The sequence below is a fragment of the Lysobacter olei genome (genome assembly GCF_054777355.1).
On the sequence record NZ_BAAHAT010000003.1, the window covers coordinates 35,941 to 60,363 of the forward strand.

The 24,423-nt window shown below is 68.0% G+C and carries 17 protein-coding genes; 3 read left to right on the top strand and 14 right to left on the bottom strand.

The features are described 5' to 3' along the window. Positions 1-104: 104 nt before the first annotated feature. A complete protein-coding gene (locus tag ACYVBS_RS05095; RefSeq protein ID WP_460822224.1) occupies positions 105-566 on the top strand; it encodes a hypothetical protein in 462 nt (153 codons plus the stop codon). A 145-nt stretch (positions 567-711) separates the two neighbouring features. Here ACYVBS_RS05095 and ACYVBS_RS05100 read toward each other — a convergent pair whose 3' ends face one another. Then, positions 712-2,010 carry a diguanylate cyclase gene (locus tag ACYVBS_RS05100; RefSeq protein WP_460822225.1) on the bottom strand — a complete coding sequence of 433 codons (1,299 nt, stop codon included), beginning with the start codon at positions 2,008-2,010 and terminating at the stop codon, positions 712-714. Between the two features lie 106 nt (positions 2,011-2,116). Continuing rightward, positions 2,117-4,183, bottom strand: a complete 2,067-nt coding sequence (locus tag ACYVBS_RS05105; RefSeq protein WP_460822226.1) for a dipeptidyl-peptidase 5 — start codon at positions 4,181-4,183, stop codon at positions 2,117-2,119. A gap of 177 nt (positions 4,184-4,360) precedes the next feature. On the opposite strand from ACYVBS_RS05105, the gene ACYVBS_RS05110 reads away from it, so the two are divergent. Next, positions 4,361-5,938 carry a peptide MFS transporter gene (locus tag ACYVBS_RS05110; RefSeq protein WP_460822227.1) on the top strand — a complete coding sequence of 526 codons (1,578 nt, stop codon included), beginning with the start codon at positions 4,361-4,363 and terminating at the stop codon, positions 5,936-5,938. 84 nt (positions 5,939-6,022) lie between these two features. Here the strand turns inward: ACYVBS_RS05110 and ACYVBS_RS05115 are convergent, their stop codons facing one another. The 8 genes from ACYVBS_RS05115 to ssb form a co-directional block, all read right to left on the bottom strand. Beyond that, positions 6,023-8,026, bottom strand: a complete 2,004-nt coding sequence (locus tag ACYVBS_RS05115) for an alpha/beta hydrolase family protein (protein WP_460822229.1) — start codon at positions 8,024-8,026, stop codon at positions 6,023-6,025. Positions 8,027-8,247: 221 nt separating this feature from the next. Further along, a complete protein-coding gene (locus tag ACYVBS_RS05120; RefSeq protein WP_460822230.1) occupies positions 8,248-9,570 on the bottom strand; it encodes a TolC family protein in 1,323 nt (440 codons plus the stop codon). Continuing rightward, on the bottom strand, positions 9,567-9,881 hold the full coding sequence (locus ACYVBS_RS05125; protein ID WP_460822232.1) for a DUF3240 family protein: 315 nt from the start codon (positions 9,879-9,881) through the stop codon (positions 9,567-9,569). Before ACYVBS_RS05125 ends, ACYVBS_RS05120 begins: the two co-directional genes overlap by 4 nt. Beyond that, complete coding sequence (locus ACYVBS_RS05130) at positions 9,878-12,955, bottom strand: efflux RND transporter permease subunit (protein ID WP_460822233.1); 3,078 nt, start codon at positions 12,953-12,955, stop codon at positions 9,878-9,880. The genes ACYVBS_RS05125 and ACYVBS_RS05130 overlap by 4 nt, the downstream gene beginning before the upstream one ends. 2 nt (positions 12,956-12,957) lie before the next feature. Further along, positions 12,958-13,998 (bottom strand): efflux RND transporter periplasmic adaptor subunit, encoded by a 1,041-nt coding sequence (locus tag ACYVBS_RS05135; protein ID WP_460822235.1) that lies wholly within the window; start codon positions 13,996-13,998, stop codon positions 12,958-12,960. Between the two features lie 84 nt (positions 13,999-14,082). Then, positions 14,083-15,474 carry a sensor histidine kinase gene (locus ACYVBS_RS05140; RefSeq protein ID WP_460822236.1) on the bottom strand — a complete coding sequence of 464 codons (1,392 nt, stop codon included), beginning with the start codon at positions 15,472-15,474 and terminating at the stop codon, positions 14,083-14,085. Then, positions 15,461-16,126 (bottom strand): response regulator transcription factor, encoded by a 666-nt coding sequence (locus ACYVBS_RS05145; RefSeq protein ID WP_460822237.1) that lies wholly within the window; start codon positions 16,124-16,126, stop codon positions 15,461-15,463. The genes ACYVBS_RS05140 and ACYVBS_RS05145 overlap by 14 nt, the downstream gene beginning before the upstream one ends. A 241-nt stretch (positions 16,127-16,367) precedes the next feature. Then, positions 16,368-16,850: a single-stranded DNA-binding protein gene (gene ssb, locus ACYVBS_RS05150; protein ID WP_460822239.1), complete on the bottom strand. Its 483-nt coding sequence runs from the start codon at positions 16,848-16,850 to the stop codon at positions 16,368-16,370. A 172-nt stretch (positions 16,851-17,022) separates the two neighbouring features. Between ssb and ACYVBS_RS05155 the strand changes: the two genes are divergently transcribed. Further along, positions 17,023-18,024, top strand: coding sequence for a polyprenyl synthetase family protein (locus ACYVBS_RS05155; RefSeq protein WP_460822240.1), 1,002 nt, complete (start codon positions 17,023-17,025; stop codon positions 18,022-18,024). An 87-nt stretch (positions 18,025-18,111) separates the two neighbouring features. On the opposite strand, the gene ACYVBS_RS05160 is transcribed toward ACYVBS_RS05155, so the two are convergent. From ACYVBS_RS05160 to ACYVBS_RS05175, 4 genes are all read right to left on the bottom strand, one after another. Continuing rightward, on the bottom strand, positions 18,112-18,897 hold the full coding sequence (locus ACYVBS_RS05160; RefSeq protein ID WP_460822242.1) for a dienelactone hydrolase family protein: 786 nt from the start codon (positions 18,895-18,897) through the stop codon (positions 18,112-18,114). 126 nt (positions 18,898-19,023) lie between these two features. Further along, positions 19,024-20,424 (bottom strand): UDP-N-acetylmuramoyl-L-alanine--D-glutamate ligase, encoded by a 1,401-nt coding sequence (murD, locus tag ACYVBS_RS05165; protein ID WP_460822244.1) that lies wholly within the window; start codon positions 20,422-20,424, stop codon positions 19,024-19,026. Beyond that, on the bottom strand, positions 20,405-21,787 hold the full coding sequence (murL, locus tag ACYVBS_RS05170; protein ID WP_460822617.1) for a UDP-N-acetyl-alpha-D-muramoyl-L-alanyl-L-glutamate epimerase: 1,383 nt from the start codon (positions 21,785-21,787) through the stop codon (positions 20,405-20,407). Before murL ends, murD begins: the two co-directional genes overlap by 20 nt. A gap of 11 nt (positions 21,788-21,798) precedes the next feature. Then, positions 21,799-24,393: a bifunctional aspartate kinase/diaminopimelate decarboxylase gene (locus tag ACYVBS_RS05175; RefSeq protein WP_460822245.1), complete on the bottom strand. Its 2,595-nt coding sequence runs from the start codon at positions 24,391-24,393 to the stop codon at positions 21,799-21,801. Positions 24,394-24,423: the final 30 nt, after the last annotated feature.

The following is a 24,423-nucleotide window of genomic DNA, read 5'->3' on the forward strand; positions in this document are numbered from 1 at the left end:
CCTTCGTTTCCCACTATGCAGCTTCCTTCACGCCACGCGATGGGGTCGCGTTACGGCCGAAGGCGGGGGAGGCGCATATCCGACCACGAATGGAGCCTCCTCCCATGAACACACGTTCTGCGATCCTTGGTGTCGCTGCCACCCTTGTTTTGTCGCTTGCCTCCGGCAACGCACTGGCCTGGAATGGCGACTACGGCTGCACACCCGGCTACTGGAAGCAGCAGCAGCACTTCGACTCCTGGCCCTTCCCCTATGGCCCGGACACGCTGCTGCGGGATGTCTTTGAGACCACGCCGGAGACTTACGTGCCGGACGACACGTTCCTTGAGGCGCTCAATTACGGTGGCGGTCCAGGCGTGGCAGGCGCCACCCAGATCCTCCTGCGCGCGGCCGTGGCCTCGTTGCTCAACGCGGAGGCTCTGGGCAACGCCTTCGAGGACGATCCTTCCCAGATCATCGGCAGCACCGTTGACCGACTGGAATCCCAGTGGCGGCCGACCATCCTGACGCGCGCGACCTATTTCGACAGCATCAACAACGGCCCCGAGGGCTGCCCGCTCAACTGAGCATGACCCGAAAACCCCCTGGCCAGACCAGGGGGTTTTTTAGTGTCCGCACGCGTTCCGTCGGCAGCCAGCGCCCGGCACACTGCTGTGGCGCGGCCCGTCAACCGTTTCATGCCACTTGGCCCTTACGGCCCCCGGGAGTGGATCAGCCGGGGCAGGTCGCCGGAAGGCACGCCTCGACCCGGTTGCGCCCGCTGGCCTTGGCGACATACAGGCACCGGTCCGCTTCGGACATCATTTCCGACAGGCTCGTGCCGTTCACGGACACCCCGATGCTGACGGTCACACCGATGTGACGGCCATCGGGCAACGGGATCCGCATGGCCGCGATGGTCTCGCGCAACTGATCGAGCGAGCCCATGACCTCGTCCGTTGAAAGCCCGGGCGCGATCAACGCGAACTCCTCACCGCCGAAGCGCGCCGGCAAGTCGTTTTCGCGGGCGTGGCGCATGACCGCGTTGGCCACCGCCTGGATCGCCAGGTCACCCACGTCGTGGCCGTAGGTGTCGTTGACGTGCTTGAAATGGTCGATGTCCAGCATCGCGGCAACCAGGGTTTGCTCGCCAGCGCCAGCGAACAGTTCCGCGCCGCGTTCAAAGAAATGGCGCCGATTGGGCAGGCCGGTCAGGAAGTCCTTGGTGGCCAGGTCGTGCAGTGTGCCGATCAACTCCAGGTTGTCCACGTTCTGCGAGACGCGGCAAAAGAACTCTTCGCGCGACCACGGTTTGTGCAGGAAATCATTGGCGCCGTTTTTCAGGAACTGGGCCACGAGCGCCTGGCTGCCGCTGCCGGACACGCCAATGATCGCCAGGTGGTCGCGGGCGTGCATGGCGCGCACGCGACGCACCAGCTCCAGTCCATTCATGCCCGGCATTTCGAAATCGGTGATGAGCATGCGGACGCGGGGATTGTTGGCGATGGTGCGCAAGGCGGACTCGCCATCGGCCGCTTCCAGCACTTCGAAGCCATACTGCGCGAGCATTGACGCGGCCATCGCACGGGCGGCCGCCGAGTCATCGACCACCAGCGCGGCGATGTGCCGGTTGCGCTCGATGCGCCGAGCGAGCCACACGAGGTAATCGACGCTGCCCGGCATGTTCTTGAGCACGCAGTCGACAATGTTGCGGCCCAATACGCGCTCGCGGACCTCGTCGTCGTAAACGCCGGACACCACGACCGTGGGCACCCCGGCCTTGGCGAAGCAGTCGAGGATGGCGTCTGTGTCCGCGTCCGCCAGCACCAGCCCGGTGAGCGCCAGGAAATAGCGCTCGGGATTATGCAAATGTCCCTGCGCCTCGGCCAGCGTCCCCGCGACCGTCACCGGCAGGCCGAGGCGCTCTTCCACGCGCGCGGCGACCATCCCCGCAAACGACGGGGAGTTGTCCACCAACAGAACCCCCTGGACGGCAGGCGAGGCTGGCAGGATGTCCGGGTTGGCGCGCACGATCAGGTTGCGTCCGTGTCAGCGGAGGACTTGGCCCCATCAACGGCCAGCCCGCGGAAAACTGAAGCCTGGCCCGGGCGAGTCCCGGACCAGGCGCCTCAGCGGGTCACTGCCCGATGTGCTTCTTCAGCCAGGCATTGACCGTGTCATGCCACTGGATACTGTTCTGCGGCTTGAGTACCCAGTGGTTCTCGTCGGGGAAGTACAGGAACTGCGAGTCGATGCCCTGGCGCTGCAGCGCGGTGAAAGCCGCGATGCCCTGCTCCACCGGAATACGGAAGTCCTGCTGGCCGTGGATGACCAGCATCGGCTTCTTCCAGTCCTTGACGTGGTTGACCGGGTTGAACTGCTCATAATTCTTCGGCACGTCGTACGGCGTGCCACCCTGCTCCCACTCGGTGAACCACAGCTCTTCGGTGGCGTAGCCCATCATGCGCTGGTCGAACACGCCGTCGTGGTTGACCAGGCACTTCCACGGCCCGTTCCAGTTGCCGGCGATCCAGTTGACCATGAAGCCGCCGTAGCTGGCGCCCAGCGCGCAGGCCTTGTCGCCGTCGATGAAGGCGTACTGCTTCTGCGCGGCGGCCCAGCCCTTCTGCAGGTCTTCCAGCGGGCGATCACCCCAGTGCTGGCTGATGGCGTCGGTGAAGGCCTGGCCGTAGCCGGTGGAACCATGGAAATCAATCATGACGGCCACGTAGCCCTGACCCGCGTAGGTCTGCGGGTTCCAGCGGTAGCTCCAGCCGTTGCCGAAGCTGCCCTGCGGACCACCGTGGATCAGGAACGCCACCGGGTACTTCTTGCCTTCCTCGTAATTCCACGGCTTGACGACGTAGCCGTACACGGTGTCGCCGTTCCAGCCCTTGAAGCTGAACTGCTCGAAGTCGCCAAAGGCCACGTCCTTGAGCATCTCGCCCGCGCTGGGAGTGATGGCCCGCAACGGTGCGCCGTTGATGCCGCCGGTCATGACTTGGTCACCGCTCTTAAGGCTGTTGCGGGTGAAGGCGAGCGTCGGGCCGGCCAGCTGCACCGACCCAATCGAGCCATCGCCCACCAATTTGGTCACGCCGCCACTGGCCACGTGCACGGCAAACAACGGGTGCTGGCCCATGTCACCGGCCGGCGTGTAAATCGTCTGGCCATCGGCGGAGAGTGTGATGCTGTCGGCCGAGCGGTCCCACTTCGGTGCGATTTCACGGCGCTTGCCGCTGGTCAGGTCCATTTCCATCAGTGCGAAGCGGTCGGCTTCGAAGCCCGGACGCTTCATTGCGCGGTAGAACAGTTTCTGGCCATTGCGTGCGAACACCGCGCCGGTGTCCCAGGCCGGATTATCGGCCGTCAGGTTACGTGCATTGCCGCTGCCATCGGCATTGACCTGGTAGAGGTCGAAGTTGGTGGACCACGGCTCGGCCCGGTCGGCCGTGCGCGCGCTCAACACGAGGGTCTTGCCATTTGGCGCCCAGGTGTATTCGCTGCTGTCGCCAAACGGACGCGACGGCACGTCGCCGATCACGTCGCCGCCCACCAGGGTGGCCTGGGTGACGGCCGGCTTGCCCGCCGCCGGCAGCGCTGCGACGAACACGCGGTTGAGGCGGCCGTCGTTCCACGCATCCCAGTGGCGAATGAACATGCGGTCGAACACCTGCCCCGTGCTCTTGCGCTCGCCGTCCTTGTCCAGCCGCTGCTTGGTGCATGCCAGGTCGGTTCCGCACTCGGCGAACGCTTCGGTGTTGAACGCCACGCGCTTGCCGTCCGGCGCAATCTGGAACCCGCCCACGTCGGCGGGGACATCGGTGATCTGACGCGGGGTGCCGCCCGCGGCCGCAATGGCGTACAGCTGGGAAGTACCCGACTTGCCGCTGAGGAAGTACACCGTCTTGCCGTCTGGGGAAAAGGCCGGCGAATTGACGTTCCAGCCTTCCGGCGTCAGGCGCTTGGGCGGCGCGGCGTCGCGCGCGAACAGGTCCTCGATCCACAGCGAGGTGGACGACTTGTTGGCGGGCAGGTCGACCACGCGCTTGGCCAACACCACCATGCGGCCGTTGGGCGAGAGCGTGGGCGAGGAGTAGCGGTCCATGGCCGCCAGGTCGCGGACGTCAAGACCGCGCGGAGCGGCGTGGGCGGAAAGCGCGGTTGCGACCAGCAACGGCAGGAGGGCATGGCGGAGCGTCATGGGGGCGGATCCAGGGACGGGCGAAAACGCGATGGTAGGCCGTCGCGGTAGCGGTTCGCAAAGCACCCGGGGCCATGCTGCGACTGCAGCATGCGCCACCGAGCGGGCAATCCACCGTATGCGGCCCGCAGACACGCGGCCGCTATACTCGCCCGACCGTTTGGCCCGGAGCCCCTAGTGACAGCCACGACCACCGCACCCCTGCCCTCCACGGGCGAGTTCATGGGCCACCCCAAGGGCCTGTACGTCTGCTTCCTGACCGAGATGTGGGAACGCTTTGCCTTCTATGGCATGAAGGCCCTGCTCTTCCTGTACCTGACCAAGCACCATCTCTTCAGCGACACCGACGGCTACCTGCTGTTGGGCACATACGCAGGCTTGGCCTACGCCCTGCCCCTGCTGGGTGGGCTGCTGGCGGACAAGTACCTGGGCATGCGCAAGGCCGTGGTGTTCGGCGGTGTACTGCTGGTGCTGGGCCAGCTGGGCATGGCCTACACCGGCCACGCGGCCGGTGGCACCCAGGGCGCCGGCACGCAGGATGCGTTCGCCGTGCAGGTGATGTACTTCTCGCTGGCGTTGATCGGCGTGGGCGTGGGCTTCCTCAAGCCCAACATCTCCACCATCGTGGGCCGCCTGTATGCCGTGAATGACCCTCGACGCGACTCGGGCTTCACCATCTTCTACATGGGCATCAACGTCGGCGCGTTCCTGTCGTCGCTGATCGTGGCGTGGATTGGCGAGAAGATTGGCTGGGGCTACGGCTTCGCGCTGGCCGGCATCATGATGGCGTTGGGCTTGGTGCAGTTCCTGTGGGGACGCAAGCATCTGCTCGGCCATGCTGAACCTGCAGATCCGGCCGCGCTCAAGGCACCGGTGCTGGGCGGCCTTTCCCGCGAGTGGGCCATCTATCTCGGCGGCCTGCTGCTGACCTTGGTGGTGTGGCAGGTGCTGCAGACGCGGATCAACTTTGGACCGCTGTCCGCGCTGTTTGGCGGCCACGAAGTGACGCTGACCGAAGTCGTCGCGGTGCTGTTGGGCGCCGGCCTGTACATCTGGTTCATCCGCCTGCTGTTCTCCGGCATCAGCCACGCCGAGAAGGGCCGCATGGTGATGCTGATGACCCTGATCACCGTGAGCGCGCTGTTCTGGGGCCTGTACGAGCAGACCTACGGCCCGTGGGTGGCGATGGCCGATCGCGTGATGGATCGCACCACCTTCGGCGTCGAGTGGACTGCCGGCCAGACCACGGCCATCGGCGCGCTGTTCGTCATCGCGCTGAGCCCGGTGTTTGCCTGGGTCTGGCCGCGCCTGGACAAGCTGGGCCTGAACCCGAGCTACCCGGCGAAGTTCGCGTGGGGCCTCGTCTTCTGTGGCCTGGCGTTTGGCGTGCTGTCCTTTGCCGTGGCCAATGCCGGCGACACCGCCACGGTCAGCCTGTGGTGGATGATCCTGGCCTACTTCGTGCTGGTGCTGGGCGAAATGGTGCTGTCCCCGGTGGGCCTGTCGGCGGTGACCTCGCTGTCCATCCCGCGCGCGGTGGGGATGATGATGGGCGCGTGGTTCCTGTTCTCGGCCTTCGGCGAAATCATCGCCGGCCGCATGGGCACGTGGGCCGAGATCGCCCCGGAAGCGAGCCGTGCCGAAGCGCTGGCCGTGTACGGCGATGTGTTCACCAAGATGATGTGGATCGGCCTGGGCGCGGGCGTGCTGCTGTTCCTGGCCACGCCGATGCTGAAGCGGCTGATCCGGGACTGACGCCGGGTCGGACGCCCTCGTGCGGAAAAGGAAACGGCGCCTGATGGCGCCGTTTCCTTATCGGGAAGGTCCTTTGGGCCGCGATCAAGGCGAGGCAGCGGACTTGGGATCGCCCGCTTCCGCCCCGTTGGCGCTGGCCAGCTTGCCCCCCAAGCTGTCCGCCAGGAACCGCAGCAACTGCGTGTAGTACGCCTCACGATTGGCAGGCACGTAGAACCCGTGGCCTTCGTTGGGGAAATAAAGCGTCTGGACGGAACCGCCTGCCTTGCGCAGTGCCTGTTCCATCATCTTGGTGTGCGCGATGGGAGCCCGTTCGTCCTCGCCGCCGGCCGCCAGGAATACCGGGACTTTGATCCGGTCGGCCATGCGGTTGGGAGATACCGCGCCCAATTCCTCGCGCGGGCCCAGCCATTCCTTCAGGAAGGTTTCACCCGAGCCACGGCGCTGCACGTCACCGTCTGTATGCATCGTGGGCAGGTCATACACGCCGATGTATCCCACCGCGCAGCGGTACAGGTCCGGCTCCTTGGCCACGCCCATCAGGGCGGCGTAAGCGCCATAGCTGGCGCCATACACACAGATGCGTCCCGCATCGGCGATGCGCTGCGAGATGGCCCAGCGGGTGGCGTCGGTCAGGTCGTCCTGCATCCGGCCGCCCCATTCGCGTGCGCCGGCATCCACGAAGGCCTTGCCATACCCGCCTGAGCCGCGGAAGTTCACCTGCAGCACGGCATACCCTGCAGCCGCCAGCATCTGCGCGTCGTCATCGAAGCTCCAGGTGTCGCGGATGCCAAACGGGCCGCCGTGCGGCATCACCACCATCGGCAAGCCCGTCTCAGGCTTGCCCTTCGGATAGGTGACATAGCCCGCCAACTCGAGACCGTCGCGCGCCTTGATTGTCACCGGCCGCATCTCCGCCGACTCGTCCGGATTGAACCAGGTGCGGCGGCTGATCAGGTGGCTGGCCTTCTTGCCAATCAGGTCGAACAGGAAGAAGTCACCGGGGTTGCGATCGCTCCAGGTCTGGATCAGCGCAGTGGAACCGTCGGCGGTCTGGGACGTGATCAGTACGGGTTCGGGCGCAAACGCCGCCTCGAGGCTGCGGTATAGACGGGCACGGGGATGCTTCTCGTCAAAGAACGCCAGGCGAGGTCGCCCGTCCTGGTAAAGCACGCCGAAGGGCGTGTTGGTATAGGGCAAGTACAGATAATGCGCTGGGTCAACGTTGTCATCTCGCAGCAGCTCGGTCGACTTGCCTGAAGCCACGTCGAACGCCATCACCACGTTGGGGCCGCTGCTACGCTCCACTTCGAGGTAGGCCACCGCGTTGTCGGCGGAGAAGCCGATCGGGTACTGCTTCAGGCCCGCCTGCGACTCATCGTTGAGAAGGGTCCACTCGACGCTTCGGCCGCTCCGGTAATAGAGCTTCTGGCGATTGTCCACGCCGGCGCCCACCGCAAACCGGACCTCCCCGGTGTTGTCGGTGACGAAATCCGCGTTGCGAACCGGCGCAAGCGCAACCGGCGTCCGGCGGCCACTGTACACATCCATGCGTTCGGCACGGCTGAAGGGATCATCCGCAAACGGACGGACCGCGATGATGACGTTCCTGTCGTCGGCTGGCAGGTCATCGACCAGTTCCGCAGCCACCATTTCCACGCGTTTGGACTGGATCTTGGTGCCCAAGCCCGCGCCCTGCACGCGCTGTCCGACCAGGATGTCCGCCTGACTGCCATCGGCGTTGATCGCGTAGATCTCTCCGGTCAGCTGTGGCTGCGCAAGGTCGCCGAACTTCTCGGACGTGGAAATCAGCAGCCGCTCGTCATTGACCCAGGTGAAATCCTCCACGTGGGTGTTCTTTTCACGCGCGAATTGCCCAGTAACCTTGTTGTCGGCCCGCCGCATCACCACGAGGATCGTGCGATCCTCCAGCGGAACGGTGGCTGCGTAATAGTCACCCTTGGGAGAGAGGCGGATTGTTCCGAACCTGTCCTTTTTCACGAAGGCGGCGACATCCACGCCACTGGCATTTACCGCCGCGGACACCGCGAGCAAGGCCAATGCAAAAACCCCTGCGACCTGCTTCATCAACACTCGTGCTCCCTTGGTCCTGTCGAGGCGGCCCAAAGGTGTGCAAGACGCACGTCTTTTGGCCCACTCGGGCCGAGCCGCGCCTCAGGCTACCGCAGGAACACGGTTCATTCTGTCGGCCTGAATGAGAAAAACAGGACACCCGTTCTCGGGCATCCATGATTCACGGGGCCCTCGACTGCCATGCAGCGACTCGGCCCCACGCCCAACACTTGCGGCTATTCCGCCGCCCCTGCCGGCACCCCCAAGGCAGCGTGGTTCTCGCCGGCATGCTCGTCATCGTCGATCCAATAGGCATGCGCATCCAGCAACAGGCCGGCGATGGCGGCGAATGCCGCGGCGCGGGCCTCGACTTCGGCGGCAGCGGCCTCGCCTGCGCGGCGACGGGCCGCGAGCAGATCGGACAGATCGACGCCGCGTAGCGCATGGCCACGGGCCAGTCGCTCGCTCTCCTGCGCCTGCGCGCGTGCGGCTGCATCGGCCAACTTCCAGGCCGCCGTCTGCAGCGACGCCCTGCGCGCCAGGGTTCGGGCACGCAGTGTGACCTCGGTCCGCGACGCCGTGGCATCTGCCGACAAGGCGGTCGCATGCGCCGCTTCCTCCTCGGCGACGGCCTGCCGTGGTCCGGCGCCCAGCGGAACGCTGACAAACACGCCCAGCACCGTCTCGTCGCCGCCACGCTCGGACATCGCGCGCATGCCGATGCTCGGATCGGCACGACGATCAAGGCGTGCGCGCTGCGCGCGCAGGTCGGCCAGTGCGGCCCGTCCTTCGGCCAGGGTGATGTCGTGGCTGACCTCCACCACACGTTCGGCCCACGCATTCCACTCGGCTTGCTCGCCGGTGGGAGGAGCAATCCGTGGCGGCGCACCGGGAAGTCCCAGCCGCGGGTATCGCAGTGCCAGGCCCAGCCGCGCCTCCTGCTCGCGCAACGCGGCCTCCTCGACCGCACGGCGTGCGCGGGCTTCGGCAGCCACCACCGCATCGTGTTCGGCGGCGGAAGCGTCGCCCACGCGCAGACGCAGCGCCACCGCCTCGCGGTCGCGCGTGGCGATGTCCGCGGCCTCGCGCGCGAGTGCGTCCAGCTCGGAGGCCGTCAGCCATTCGACCCAGGCTTCAAGCAATCCGATGGCGGCCACGTGGCGTGCGTCAGCCAGGGTGTCCGCGCCCACCGCGGTTTCGATGTCGGCCATGCGCCGGTCGAGCGCCGCCTTGCCTGGCAAGCGAACGGCACGTTGCAGGCTGAGCTCCCATTCGTTGAAGCGGCCTTCGTTGTTGATATCGCGTTCCTGCCACTGTCCGCCCGCGATCCAGTCGTGCGCGCCGCGCTTGCGCCCACCGGCACGGGCAAGGGCCGCGGCCTGCTCACCCCGCGCCCGCTCGACCCGTGGATGGGCATCGATCGCTGCCTTTGCCGTTGCCGTATCAGGCAACGTGCGCATCAGTTCGGATGGCAGCGTCACAGGTTGCCCGGCGGCCACGGCCGCGCTGTGCGCCGTTGCGAGTCCCAAGGCCAGCAACCCCACCTGCAGAAGCTTCATGCCAGCCTCCCGAATTCCAGTACCGGCGTGAGCCACCATGCGATGCGCGCCGAAGGCATCCGCGCACGGATGCCGTCCAGCAGCCGTTCGGCGTCTTCCCGCGGCATCACCGCGAACAGCAGGCGACGGTCGGCATGGCCACGCACCAGTTCCTGCACCGAGGCGTGGTCGAAACCGTGGCCGTGCCCCGCGGCCTCCACGGTGGAGAATCCGCCGAGGTCCGGATTCAGTTCGTACAGCAGGGCCAGCAGGGGGCGTTCGGCAGGCACCGGAAATGCCAGCACCAACTGGACCAGGGAAGACTCGCTCATGGGTTGCTCCGGGAACGCGGCTGGCCGAAGTGCAGGAACAGCAGCGGCAGCATCAGCAGGGTCAAGGGCGTCGCGGTGGCCAGGCCGCCGACCACGACGATCGCCAGCGGGCGCTGGATCTCCGAGCCGGGGCCGGTCGCCAGCAGCAAGGGCACGAGGCCAAGGGCGGTGATGGACGCGGTCATCAGCACCGGCCTCAGTCGCCGCGTCGCGCCTTCCACGACCACCTGCGCCATCGGCATGCCCCGCGCACGCAGGTCGTTGAAATGGCTGGCCATCACCGTGCCGTTGAGCACCGCAATGCCAAGCAGCGCAATGAATCCAACGGACGCCGGCACCGACACATACTCGCCGGCGATCCAAAGTGCCAGCACGCCGCCGACCAGGGCGAATGGAACGTTGGCCAGCACCAGCAACGCAGGCCGGACGCCGCCGAGGCTGGAGAACAGGACGACGAAGATCAGTCCGATGGCCACAGGCACCACCAGCGCCAGACGGGCGGAGGCGCGTTGCTGGTTCTCGAACTGGCCGCCCCATTCAAGCCGGTAGCCGGGCGCCAGCGGCACCGCCTTGTCCACCGCGGCGCGCGCATCGGCCACAAAACCCACCAGGTCGCGGCCGGCCACGTTGGCCTGGATGAGTGCGTAGCGCGAACCGGCTTCACGGTCGACCTTCACCGGGCCTTCGACGCGGCGCACGCGTGCCACGTCGCCCACGCGCACGCGCTGGCCACCCGGCGACACCAGTTCCAGGTCGGCAAAACGCGCCGGATCGCTACGCAGCGCGGATTCTCCACGGATCACCAGCGGGATTCGACGGCTGCCTTCGACCACCACGCCGACTGCAACGCCTTCAACCTGCGCGCGCAGCTCACGCTGCAGCGCCGCGACGTCAAAGCCGGCGCGACCGGCCGCCAGGCGGTCGACCTCGATCTCCAGGTACTGGACGCCATCGTTGGCCAGGCGGTACACGTCCTCGGCGCCGGGGACGGCGCGCACTGACGCCTCCACCCGCGCGGAGAACGCCTCCAGCTCGGCCAGGTCAGGGCCGAACAACTTGATGGCGACGTCGCCGCGGGCACCGGTCAGCATCTCCGACACGCGCATCTCGATCGGCTGGGTGAAGGCGTAGGCCGTGCCTGGAAAGCGCTCCAGCACCTGGCGCAGCTGTTCGGCCAGCCACGCCTTGTCGGGCTGCCGCCACTCGTCCTTGGGTGCCAGGACGAGGAAGCTGTCAGTCTGGTTGAGCCCCATGGGGTCGAAGCCGAGTTCGTCGGCACCCGCGCGCGCGATGATGCTGCGCACCTCCGGCACCTCGGCCAGGATCGCGCGTTGCACGGCGAGGTCGACCTCCCCGCTGGCATCCAGATTGGCCGAGGGCAATTTCTCGAGCTGCACCAGGATCGCGCCTTCGTCCAGGGTCGGCATGAAGGTCTTGCCGATCCCCAGCCACGCCAGCGCCGCCAGCGCCAGCGCCGCCACGGCGGCCACGGCCGCGCGCCGTGGGTGGGCCAGCGTGGCGCGCAGCGCGCGCGCATAGGGACCCGAGACCTGACGCATCAGCCATGGCTCGTGGTGGTGGCTGCGCAGCAGCCAGGAGGCCAGCACCGGCACCACCGTCAGCGACAGCAACAGCGACGCGCCCAACGCGAACACAATGGTCAATGCGACCGGACTGAACATGCGTCCTTCCAGCCCCTGCAACGTGAGCAGCGGCGTGAACACCAGGGCGATGATCAGGATGCCCGAGGTCACCGGCGCGGCCACTTCGGCGGTCGCGCGCCAGATCCTATGCAGGCGCGGCACGCCGTCGCCCGGCTGCGCGCCAGCGAGTTGCTCCTCGGTGTTTTCCACGACCACCACGGCCGCATCCACCAGCATGCCAATGGCGATGGCCAAACCGCCCAGGCTCATCAGGTTCGCGCTCAAGCCGGTGAGGCGCATCACCAGGAACGTGACCAGCACCGACAGCGGCAAGGTCACCGCCACCACCACCGCCGCACGCACGTTGCCCAGGAACAGCAGCAGCAGCACCACCACCAGCACCATCGCCTCGACCAGCGCCTTGCTGACGGTGCCGGTGGCACGGGCGATGAGGTCGCTGCGGTCGTAGAACGGTTCGATACGCATGCCCGGGGGCAGGCTCGGGGTGAGTTCCGCCAGCCGCGCCTTGACCGCGCTCACCACCGCCGACGCGTTGGCGCCACGCAGGCCCACCACCAGGCCCTGGACCGCCTCGCCCTCGCCGTCGCGGGTGACCACGCCGTAGCGGGTCAGTGCGCCTTCGGCCACAGTGGCGACATCGCCCACGCGCCAGGTACGGCCGTCGCGCTCGGCGACCACAGTGGCCTCGATATCGTCGGCGCCGGCAATCGCACCGGTGACGCGGACCACGAGCGACTCCTCGCCTTCGTCCAGACGACCGGCGCCGTCATTGCGGTTGTTGGCCGAAAGCGCGGCCTCCAGGTCGCCGATACCCAGGCCGGCGGCGGCGAGCGCAGCACGGTCGGGCACCACTTCCCAGGTGCGAACCCGCCCACCCAGGGCGTTGACGTCGGCCACGCCTGGCACCGTGCGCAACGCGGGGCGCACCACCCAGTCGAGCACCTCGCGGCGCTCGGCCAACGAGTAGCCATCGCCCTCGATGGTGAACATGTACATGTCCGACAGCGGCGTCGCGATCGGCGCCAGGCCACCGTCAAGGTCAGGCGGAAGGTCGCCGGCCGCCACCGAGAAGCGCTCGGCCACCTGCTGGCGTGCCCAGTAGATGTCGGTGCCCTGTTCGAAATCGAGGGTGATGTCAGCCAATCCATATTTGGCCGATGCACGCATCATGGTTTGCCGCGGGATGCCGAGCAGTTCCATTTCCAGCGGCACCACCACGCGCTGCTCGACCTCGCCGGGTGTCATGCCAGGGGCCTTGAGGATCAGCTTGACCTGGGTGGGCGCGATGTCGGGGAAGGCGTCGACGGGCAGGCCGCGCCACGCGACCACGCCGGCAAAGGCGAGCGCCAGCGCGGCCAGTGCCACCAGCAGCCGCTGCGACAGCGACCAGGCAATCAGGCGGGCAAGCATGTTCAGCGACCTCCGCCGGCCCGCAGGGACTCCGCCACGGCCTTGAGCGCAAGCACGCCCCGCGCGACCACCTGGGCACCGGCCGGCACACCGCCCACCCACGCCTGTGTCCCATCGCGGAAGTGCACCTTCACCGGGACCATGGTGATCGCCTCGCCGCGGCGCACGAACACCACGTCACCGCCGGTCATGCCAACCAGGGCACTGCCCGGCACCCGCTGGGTCCCGGACGGCGCGGCACGATCGATCGCCAGTTCCACCAGCGCGCCCGGCAAGCCGGCCTCAGCCGGCATCCGCGCGGAGACGGTGATGGAGCGGCTGCCCGCATCGATGGCACCCGCCACCGAGTCGAGGGTACCGACCGCGGCACCCACCGACGCGCGCATGCCCGGCGCAAGCGTTCCGGCGAGCCTTGCCGGCGCCCTGCCGATCACCACGCGCTGATCGCGTTCGCCAATCCGCGCCAGCAGCTCTCCCGCCTCGATGGCGCGGCCACTGCTGCCGGCGCGCTGCAGCAGTCGCCCCGCGCGGGGCGCACGCACGAGCACGGTTCCGTCGGCGGCAAGCGATGCCGTGCCCAGCAACGCACGATCGGCCCGCGCGGAGGCCCCCAGCGCGGCGGCCTCCGCCCGTAGCGCCTCGACTTCGCGGGCCGCGACCACACCGGCCTCAAGCAGGGCGCGGCCGCGTTCCGCCTGGCGCACGGCTGCATCGCGACGTGCCCCGCGGCCCGCAGCCTCAGCCAGGGCGGCGGCCCACGCCGGACTGGCCACGGACATCAGTGGCGTACCGGCGGCAACCTCCTTGCCCTCTGCCGCCAGCACGGCGGCTACGGTCCCCGGATACGGGGCCACCAACGTGAACTGCGCGTCGGACGCCAGTTCGACTTCGGCCGGAACCCGCGCCACGGGAATCCACGCGACCTTGGTCGCGGGCGCAAACGCGAGCCCCATGGCTTTGATCTGGGCCGGCTCAAGCGGCAGCGAGACCGGCTGGGCCGCCTGCGCCGCCGGAACCAGCAGGGCGGCAAGCACGAGGGGCATGAAAATGGCAGGGCGCGGATTGAACACGGGTTCTCCGGGACGCGGGGACTCCGGCCAGTGTCGCGACGCAAACTTTGGGGTTGCTTAAACTACCGGCTCGTCCAGCCCCTGCCAGCCCGCAACCTCGGCCCACAACTGGCCCTCCTCCAGGGTGAAGGCCAGCGTCAATTGTTGTGCTGACGCAAGCGCGTGCGCCAAAGCCAGCCCGAGGCCCGCGTGCGCAGTGCCGCTGCCCCCAGCGCCGTCGGCACGGAAAAAACGCCGCCCCAGTTCCGGCAGGTCGGCGGGTGACAGCATTGGCGCCTCGTTGCCGATCACCAGTCGCAAGGGTGAAAGACTGAGGCGCACCTCCACGACGCTGCCGGCCGGCGCATGCTCGACCGCGTTGCCCAGCAGGATCGCCAGCAGGCGCGTACTCATCGCCGCATCGGCGTTGACCCAGGCCTCTGCAGGCAGTTGCGGCGTACAGACCAGTCCACGCTCGGCCCGGCGCGCGGCCAGCCTGGCGCAGGTCGCGTCCACCAAGCCGGCGAGATCCAACGGCTCAGGCTGCGCCACCATCAGACCTGCCTCGTGGCGAGCGAGTGCGAGCAGGCCCGCCACGGTCTGGTCCATTTCCGCCCCAAGGCGCGAGAGTTCCTCCAGTGCCTGGCGCAGGCGCGCTGGCTCCGGGTGCATCAGGCTGGTCTCGGTGATCGCGCGCAATTCGGCCACGGGGGTGCGCAGCTCGTGCGCCAGATCCTGGGCGAAGCGCCGTTCGCGCGCCAGGTTTGCCATCAAGGTGTCGATCACCTCGTCAAAGCGCCGCGCCACCGGCGCCAACTCACGCGGAAGGCTGCCGTCGTCCAGGCGCGCCCGGGGTTCCTGCAGGCGCACGGCGGCGATGCGGCGAACCAGCCTGTCCAAGGGACGCAAGCCCAATATGGCGCCTCGGGTTGCAAGCAGCAGGGCCAACGCCAGCGCGAGACTGATGGCAACGGCCAGCATCAGGTGCAGGCGACCCTCCAGCGCGTCGAGTTGCTCACGCTCCTCCGCCACCACGATGTCAAGCGCCCCTCGAGCATCGCGCGGGTCCAGCGGGTAGCGCCGGGCAAGCGCCCGGCCGGCATGCCCGTCGGGCAGGAGCAGGTCAAAGTATCCGTAAGTGCTTGGACGGCGCAGATCCTTGGCCTGCGCCGAGCGCGAACGCGCAACCACGTTGCCATGCGCATCCCACGCTTGGAAGAAGTCGGTATGCCCCTCCTCGCGGAACTCGGGCATCCATTGTTCGATCGGGCGCGCGCCTTTGACGTCGGCGCCGAGATACACGGCGATCGCATGCGCGCGCGAGGACAAGCCGGCGTCGAAGCGGCGATAGATCTCGCGATCCACGGCCACGTCCAGGGCAAGGAACAATCCCCCCAGCGCCAGCGCCAACGCCGCCGCCACGCCCAGCGCAACCCGCCGCCGCAGCGAGGCTGCCTCAGCGCGCGGCATAGCCGAAGCCCCGTCGTGTCTCAATCAGGTCATCCAGGCCGCCTTGCGCCAGTTTGGCCCTGAGGGTGCTCATCAACACTTCGATCACCTTGTCGGAGGCCATGCTGTCAGCCGAATACAACTGCTCAAACAGCTGTGCACGGCTGTACACGCGCCCCGGATGGCGCACCAGCACTTCGAGCAGCCCGTATTCCTTGGGCCCCAGGTCAAATGGCCCTTCCGGCCCGGTGGCGGTGCGGCGCGAGGTATCCAGGCGCAAGCCGAGGTGCTCGAGCACCGGCGCGGGCTGCTCATGGCGCCGTCGGCCAAGCGCCAGCACCCGCGCGCGCAGTTCGTCGAAGGAAAAGGGCTTGACCAGGTAATCGTCGGCGCCATCGTCGAGCCTGCCCACGCGCTCCTCCACGCCATCGAGGGCCGAAAGGACCAGCACGCGCGCGGCCAACCCGCGCCGACGCACCTCGCGAAGCACCTCGCGCCCGTCCATCCTCGGCATCAAAAGGTCCAGCACGATCACGTCGTACTCCCCGGCGTCCAGGCAGGCCAGAGCGGCACGCCCATCGGCGGCCACGTCCACTGCGAGGCCGACGGCGACCAAGCCACTGCGCACGGCTTCGCGCAGGCGCTCGGAATCCTCGACGATCAGTACCCTCACGGCGGTCTCCTGGTGACTGCCTTCACGGTGAGGCAGCCGGCTTTGGCGAAGCTTAAGCCGGTCGCAATGCGGCCAGCCGAGCGTGGCGCACCCGCGGGCAGGCCGCGCCCCCGACGGGGTCCGGCGCGCGCCCGTGGCGGCAACCCAAAAAAACAGGGGCCTCCACGGGCCCCTGCTAATCCATCCGACTACGCACGAGTGGCGCTCGCACCATCAACGCGAGAACCACCTGGCGCGAGCATCAGAACGGGATATCGTCGTCCGCGAAGTCATCGGCGAAGTTGGTCTCCCGGGCCGGCGGGGCCTCGCGACGCGGCGCCGACTCCTGACGCATCGGCGGGCGCGACGGACGCTCGCTGCGCTCCGTGCGCGGCTCGCCACGGCCTTCGCCGCGGCCACCCAGCATCTGCATCTCGTCGGCGATGATGTCGGTGGAGTAACGTTCCGTGCCGTCCTGGCCGGTGTACTTGTCGTAACGGATGCTGCCTTCCACGTACACCTGCGAGCCCTTGCGCAGGTACTCGCCGGCGATCTCACCGAGCTTGCCGAAGAAGGTCACGCGGTGCCATTCGGTGCGTTCCTGGGTGTTGCCGTCGCGATCCTTGCGGACGCTGGTGGTCGCCAAGCGCGCCTTGGTCACGGCCATGCCGCCCTGGGTGTACTTGGTTTCGGGATCGTCGCCCAGATTGCCGACCAGGATGACCTTGTTGATACCACGTGCCATGAGAGTTGTTTCCTGTAGTTGCCACCGGCATGCCCGGTGATCGCCATTGCAGTATACGCGTGGGTCAGCCGCCATCGGGGGCGGTCTCGGCGCATCGTAGGATTCGGCCGCAGCCAGCCCCGGAGTCCGCCCACGGCCTATAATTGCCCCCCCGCTCCCGCAACCTGACTCCATGCACCCAGACGTCCCGGCCCCCGCCCCCGCCCTTGACCTCAAGGGCGTCCAGACCCTGGCGCGGGAGGACATGGCGGCCGTGGACGCCCTGATCCGGCACCGGCTGGCCTCGGACGTGGTGCTGATCAACCAGGTGGCCGAATACATCGTGGGCGCGGGCGGCAAGCGCCTGCGGCCGATGCTGTTGCTGCTGGCCGCCGGTGCGCTGGGCCACTGCGGCGCGGACGCGCACCAGTTGGCGGCGGTCGTGGAGTTCATCCACACCTCCACCCTGCTGCATGACGATGTGGTGGATGAATCGGACCTGCGCCGCGGCCGCAAGACCGCCAACGCGGTCTGGGGCAATGCCGCCAGCGTGCTGGTGGGCGACTTCCTGTACTCGCGCAGCTTCCAGTTGATGGTGGAGCTGGACAGCATGCAGGTGCAGCGCATCTTGGCCGATACCACCAACCGCATTGCCGAGGGCGAGGTGCTGCAGCTGCTGCACGTGCGCAACCCGGACACCGACGAGCCGGCCTACCTGCGGGTGATCGAGCGCAAGACCGCGGTGCTGTTCGCCGCGGCCACGCGTCTGGGCGCGCTGCTGGCCGGTGCGGACGAGGCCGTGCAACAGAAGCTGCACGACTACGGGCTCAACCTGGGCTACGCCTTCCAGATTGCCGACGACGTGCTGGATTATGCGTCCGACGCACAGACGCTGGGCAAGAACCTGGGCGATGACCTGGCCGAGGGCAAGGCCACGCTACCGCTGATCCATGCCATCCGCCACAGCGACGAAGCCACCCGCCAGGTGCTGCGTGCTGCCATCGAGAACGGCGACACGTCGGCAATGCCGGCGGTGATGGCCGCCATCCATGTCACCAACGGACTGGACTACAGCCGCCAACGCGCGCAGGACTATGCCGCGCTCGCCGAGCAGTCGCTCGAGGCGCTGGAAGACAACGATTACGTCGCGGCGCTGCGCGGCCTGGCGCGTTACGCCGTCAGCCGGGACCACTGAGCCGGGCCACGGCCTCAGCAGTCGCACGCGGCGCCGAGCATGCCACCCGACGGCAATGGTCCGCCCTCCAGGGGGCCGTAACGCACGTCACTCCTGCGCGCGCGTGAAGCGCTCGACCAGGAAGTCCCGCATCATCCGTTCCGACCGCTTGGCCGCCCGTTCGTTGTACATGCAACCGGGGCGGTTCGCATGCGGCAACGCGAAGCAATGCACGGCGCCGCTGAAGTTGACGAACTGCCAGTCGGCCCCCGCGGCGTTCATCTCCTTCTCAAATCCCGCGATGTCCCCGGCCGTCCCCTTGTCGTCCGCGCCGTTGAGGACCAGCAGGCTGGCCTTCACTGCGCCGGGCGCGGCGGGCATCGAGGTGGACAATCCCCCGTGGAAGCTCACCGCGCCGGCCAGGTCAGCCCCGCTGCGCGCCAATTCCAGGACCGTGGCGCCGCCGAAGCAGTAACCCAGCGCGGCGATGCGCGAGACATCGACAGGGGCATGTGCCGCCTGCGCCCTCAGCACGTCCAGCGCCTTGTTGACGCGGGCCCGCAACGCGGGGCGATCGGCATACAGCTTCGTGACCTGTGTGCGGGCCTCCGCGTCGTCCTTGGGCCGCACGCCCTTGCCGTATATGTCCGCCACCAACACCACGTAATCGCGGCCCGCAATGTCGCGTGCCTTCGCCACGTTGGGCGGGGTGATGCCGCGCCAATCGGGAACCATCAGCAGGCCGGGGCGCTTGGCGGTCACCGCATCGTCAAAGACCAGCACGCCGCTGAAGCGGTCTTGGCCAACGGTCCATTCCACGGACTTTTCAACCATCGCCGCGCGGGCGGCGGGCGCAAGCAACAAGGCAAGATCGGCGACAATCAGGCGCGACATGGCGGCACCTCCTCGGGCGGCGGTCGACGAAGCTTACGCCGACACGCATTCGCCGGGTGTCGAGATGCGGGCCGCGCCTGCTGCGGTGTCACCCCAGTTCGACCAACGGGCGTCCCGCGCCGAGACTCAGGCGATGCCCAGCCCCGGGATCGCGCTGATGATATCCGGGTCGAAACCCGCCAGCTGCGCGAAGTGACGCCCGCGCGCCACGTAGTCGCGATATGGCCCGAAGCTCGGTGCCCCCGGGGACAGCAACACCACGCCCTCGTCGCCCAATGCGGCACGCGCCTGCGCGATCGCGTCGGCCAGATCGGCCGCCGCGGACAAGGCAAAGCGCCCATCCCCGGCCAACGGCGAAAGCAATTCGCGGATGCGCGGACCATTCTGGCCCATGGTGACGATGGCCCGTGGTGCCTCGTGCTGCATGGCCTCGGCGAACGCGTGCCAGTCCACGCCTCGGTCGTGGCCACCCACGAGGATGGCCACGCGACGGCTGCGGAAGCAGTCCAGTGCCGCCAGGCTGGCGAACGGCGTGGTGCTGATCGAGTCGTTCACCCAAGTCAGGCCATCACGCGTGCCCAAGGTCTGCAGGCGGTGCGGCAATGGTTTGAAACTGGCCGCGTGGGGGGCCAGTGCGACCGCATCCAGGCCCAAGGCTTCGATCGCCGTGAGTACCGCGCACAGGTTGCTGCGGTTGTGACGCCCGGGCAGCGGCAAGGGGAGCGTGTCCATGACCTGCATGTCGCCCCGGAACAACAGATCCTCGCGCAGGTGCCAGCCTTCGGCATGACCGAAGTAGTGCACCTGGCTGTCGGGCAGCGCCAGACCGGCCAGATGCGGGTCGTTGGCGTTGATGATCGCGATCTTGGGGCGCGCGCCGGTCAACAGGCGCAGCTTGTCCTTGACGTAGCGTGCTTCGCTGCCGTGCCAGTCCAGGTGTTCGGGGAAGATGTTGAGCACCACCGCTACTTCCGGGCGCGCGCCGCTATCGGCGACGTCGCCGGTCTGGTAGCTGGACAGCTCGATGGTCCGGTAGGCCGGCGCGGGCGACTCCGCCAGCTCCAGAAGCGGCAGTCCGATGTTGCCGGCCAGCGCGGTGACGTGCCCACCTGCGCGCAGCAGGTGCGCCAGCAGCGAGGTCGTGGTGCTCTTGCCCTTGGTGCCGGTGACGCAGACGGTGTCGGCCACCACGCCATCGGCCCCGGCGTGTTCGGCAAACCACAGCGCCGTGCCGCCGATGAGGCGGGTGCCGTGCGCCCGGGCGGCCTCGGCTTCTGGCCGATAGGGGCTGATGCCGGGCGATTTCACCACCACGTCGAAGGCGGACAGGCGCTCGGCGGTGGCGGCGGTTTCGACCGCCAGGAGTGGATCGCCCAAGCCCTGCGCGTTCGCGACCTCCTCTGCGGTGCAGAAGAGCGTCAGTGGGAGGCGTGGCAGACGCTCACGCAGTACCCGGTAGGCCGCGTGGCCTTCACGGCCCCAGCCCCAGAGCGCGACGCGTTGGCCATCAAGCTGCGAGATGCGCACGCAGGCGGTCCCACAGCTTGGCGGGAATGCGGTGTTCGTTGTCGATCACCAGCAGCGGATCGATCGCCAGCGCGGTGGCGTCGAGCTGCGGCAGGATTTCGCGCGCGAAACGCTTCACCAGGGCGTCCTCGCGCCACTCGGGGCGTGCGGCGAGCGCGGCCATGGCCGCACGCGACTCCTTGCCCTCGCCGACGCATTCGAACGGCTTGTGGTCCTGGTATTCCAGCAAGGCGTCGTAGCCGCCGGTCTGCGACTCATCGTCCAGCAGGTTGCGGCCGAAGATGCCGACCAGCCGCGGCTTGGGCATGAACGGCGCCAGCGCCAGGAACACGAAATGGCACTTCGGGCACACGCCGCACCAGCGGTTGGCCGGACGTTCGCCGAGGATGTGGAAGTTGCGGTTGCAGCTGCTGAAGTGCGCGTCGTAGCGGTCGGTGCGGGTGAACTGCCGCGCCACGGCCAGCTCGCTGAGCGGGCGCAGCAGCGAGTAGTAGTGGAAGTCGGCGGCGACGTGCTTTTCGATGTACTCGCCGAAGGCCGACTCGAACGCCCAGCCCTTCGACCACTGGTGGTTCACTTCGCCGGTGCCCTCGATCAGGCTGCCGTAGCTGGCGGAGCGTTCGTTGGAAAACACCACCTGGTCCACGCCGTGCAGCAGGGCGGCCAGCACCATGATCGCGGAGTTCACCGCGGTCACCGGGATGTGGCCGTTCCACGCGCCTTCGCGGTTGTAGTCGAACAGCTGCGGCGCCAGCGCGCGACCGAGGTTGAGCGTGGGCAGGCCGGTGCGCTCCGCGCAGGCCTTGATCAGCTGCGAACCGCCGATCCAGGTCACGGTCTGGTCGATGCCCAGCGCGCGTAACGCCTCGATGCTGACCAGCGAGTCCTTGCCACCGCCAATTGCGACCAGCGCGTGCTCACGCAGGCCCAGCGCGGGTGCGGCAGCTGCCGCGCCCGGATCTCCGGCACCCGCCGACGTGGTGTGGGGGAAACGAATCTTCCCGTGCAGGTTCAGGCCGTTGCGGTAGGCGAACTCTCCCAGCCCGTGCACGTACACCGACTCCAGCAACGCAGCGGTATCGGCGTCGATCGTGTACGACTCGATGCGGATCTCTTCCGGCACGGCCGCCTTGTAATAGCTCACGCCGGTGATCAGGTGCAACAACTGCAGCGCACGCTGCACCGCCGTGGCGCGCGCGCCCTCAAGGGTGAACGGGGCACCCGGGATGGTGACGGTCTCCACCATCTCCGGACCGTCGTCGAAGGCGTACACCAGCCGCGCGACGCCCGTCGCCGCATCCAGTTCGCAACGCACGAACCGGAACGCCTTGATGCCGTCACGCTGGAACCGCCACTCACCCATGTCCACACCCATCACTCGGTTTTTCCCAACACCTGCTCGGCCGGCAGGGCCCGCAGATTGTAAGTGTTCGCCATCGCCATGCCGTAGGCACCCGCGTCGGCCACCAGCAGCACGTCGCCTTCGGCGGTCGCGGCCGGCAACAGGCGGCCGTGGCCCAGCACATCCCCGGTCTCGCAGATCGGGCCGACCACGTCAAACGTCTGCGTCGCTGCGTCATCCAGCCGGGTCAGGTTGTGGATGCCGTGGTACGCCTCGTACATGGCCGGGCGCACCAGTGCGTTCATGCCACCGTCGCCACCCACGCGGCGCACGCCGTCCTTCTCCACCACCTGGGTGACGGACAGCAGCAGCACGCCGGACTCGGCCACCAGGTAACGGCCCGGCTCGATCACCAGCCCGAAACGCGGGTACTCCGCCTTGATTTCGTCCAACCCCGCGCGCCACGCAGCCAGGTCGAAGGCCTGCGCATCGGGCGTGTACGGAATCGGCAGGCCACCGCCGATGTCGATGAACTCGATGGTGCCCACGCTGTCGGCCAGCCCCGCGAGGTTGGCGTACACGTCCCGCCAGTGACGCGGATCGTCGATGCCGCTGCCCAAGTGCGCATGCAACCCACCGATGCGCACGCCCAGCTTGTTGGCCTCGCTGACGAACGCATCGAAGCGCGCCACCGGCAGGCCGAACTTGGCGGCCACGCCACCGGTGCGCACCTTCTCGTGGTGGCCCTCGCCGTGGCCCAGGTCCAGGCGCAGCCACAGCGTGCGGCCACGGAACACCTCGGGCCAACGCTGGAGCGCCTCGATGTTGTCCAAGGTGACGTTGACCCCGCGCGCGAACGCGGCTTCGTACTCGCGGCGCGGCGCGAAGCTAGGGGTGAACAGCACGCGCTGCGGTGCCATGTTGGGCACCACGCTGAACACGTGGTCCAACTCGGCCTGCGACACGCACTCCAGGCCAAAGCCTTCGGCCACCACGGCCTTGAGGATGGCGGGGTGCGGGTTGGCCTTGATGGCGTAGAAGCAGCGGTCGATGGCGGTGATGGACGCGAGCGCACGGGCGCGGGCGCGCACGGTGTCGAGGTTGTACACGTAGCGTGGCGTCCCAGCCTGCGCGGCCTGCAACAGTGCCTCGCGCTCAATGGCCCACCACGGGGTCTCGCGCTGCACCTTGCCGTGCGCAATCTCCTTCCAGCTTGGACCGAAGACGTTGGCGTCCTGCACCGGCATTGCGCCGCAGCGGATCAGCTCGGCATGCAACTGCGGCAGCAGGCCGTCGGCATCGGCCTCGTCGATGACGAAGGTCAGGTTGAGGTCGTTGGACGATTGTGAGATCAGGTGCACGCGCTCGCGGCCAAACGTGGCCCAAATGTCGGACAGCTTGTGCAGCAGCGAGCGCATGCCGCGGCCGACCAGGGTGATCGCCGCGCACGGCGCGATCACCTTGACCCGGCATACCTCAGCCAGATCCTCGGACAGCGCGGACAGCACGTTGCTGTTGACCAGGTTCTCGCTGGGGTCCAGCGACACCGTGACGTTGGTCTCCGACGAACCGATCAGGTCGATCGACAGGCCATGGCGCTTGAAGCGCTCGAACACATCGGCCAGGAAGCCGACCTGCTGCCACATGCCGATGCTTTCCATCGACACCAGCACGATGCCGTTGCGGCGGCTGATCGCCTTGACGCCCGGCACGGTGGCGGCCAGCGCGTCGATGCGCGTGCCCAGCTCGTCCGGGCGCTCGGTGTCGAGGATCGCCATCGGCACGCCGGCCTCACGGCACGGGCCGATGGAGCGCGGGTGCAGCACTTTGGCACCGGTGGTGGCGATTTCCTGCGCCTCGGCATAGTGCAGGCGCGAGAGCAGGCGTGCATCGGGCACGTCGCGCGGGTTGGCGCTGAACATACCCGGCACGTCGGTCCAGATCTCCACGCGCTTGGCCTTGAGCAACGCGCCGAAGTACGCGGCTGACGTATCCGAACCACCACGCCCGAGGATCGCGGTGCCGCCATCGCCATGCCGCGCGATGAAGCCCTGGGTGATCAGCATGGCCGTGGGCTGGTCGGCGAAGCGCTCGGCAAAGCCCGCATCGGCCTGCGTGCGGCAGTTCACCGACAGCCGGCCCGCCCACTCGCTCTGGTTGGGCAGCGCGATGGCGTTGAGCCAGTTGCGCGCATCACACCAGCCAAAGTCGTGTCCCTGCGAATGCAGATACGCCGCACCGATGGTGGACGACAGCAGTTCGCCCTGCCCCAGCACCTCGGCCTGCCAGTCCAGCGCGCGGGTCGCCGCACGCGGATCGCTGGCCAGTCCCTGCAGGGCGGTCAGGCGCTCGCCCAACACCGCATCGGCGTCCAGGTCCAGTTCGGCGCAGAAGGCGCGGTGCCGCTCCACCAGCCCGGCGATACGGCCGCCAATGCCGTCGCCGTTGGCAATGGCCTGCAGCTCGTTGGTCACGCCCGACAGCGCGGACACCACCACCAGCACGCGGGCCTCGTCCCCGGTCATCCGTTTGGCGGCGATGCGGCCGATGGTGTCCCAACGGTTGCGGCGGGATACGGAGGTACCACCGAACTTGAGTACAACCCAACGCTGCGATTGCGCCGACACGGACTTTCGATCTCCGGGGAAAGGGCGCGT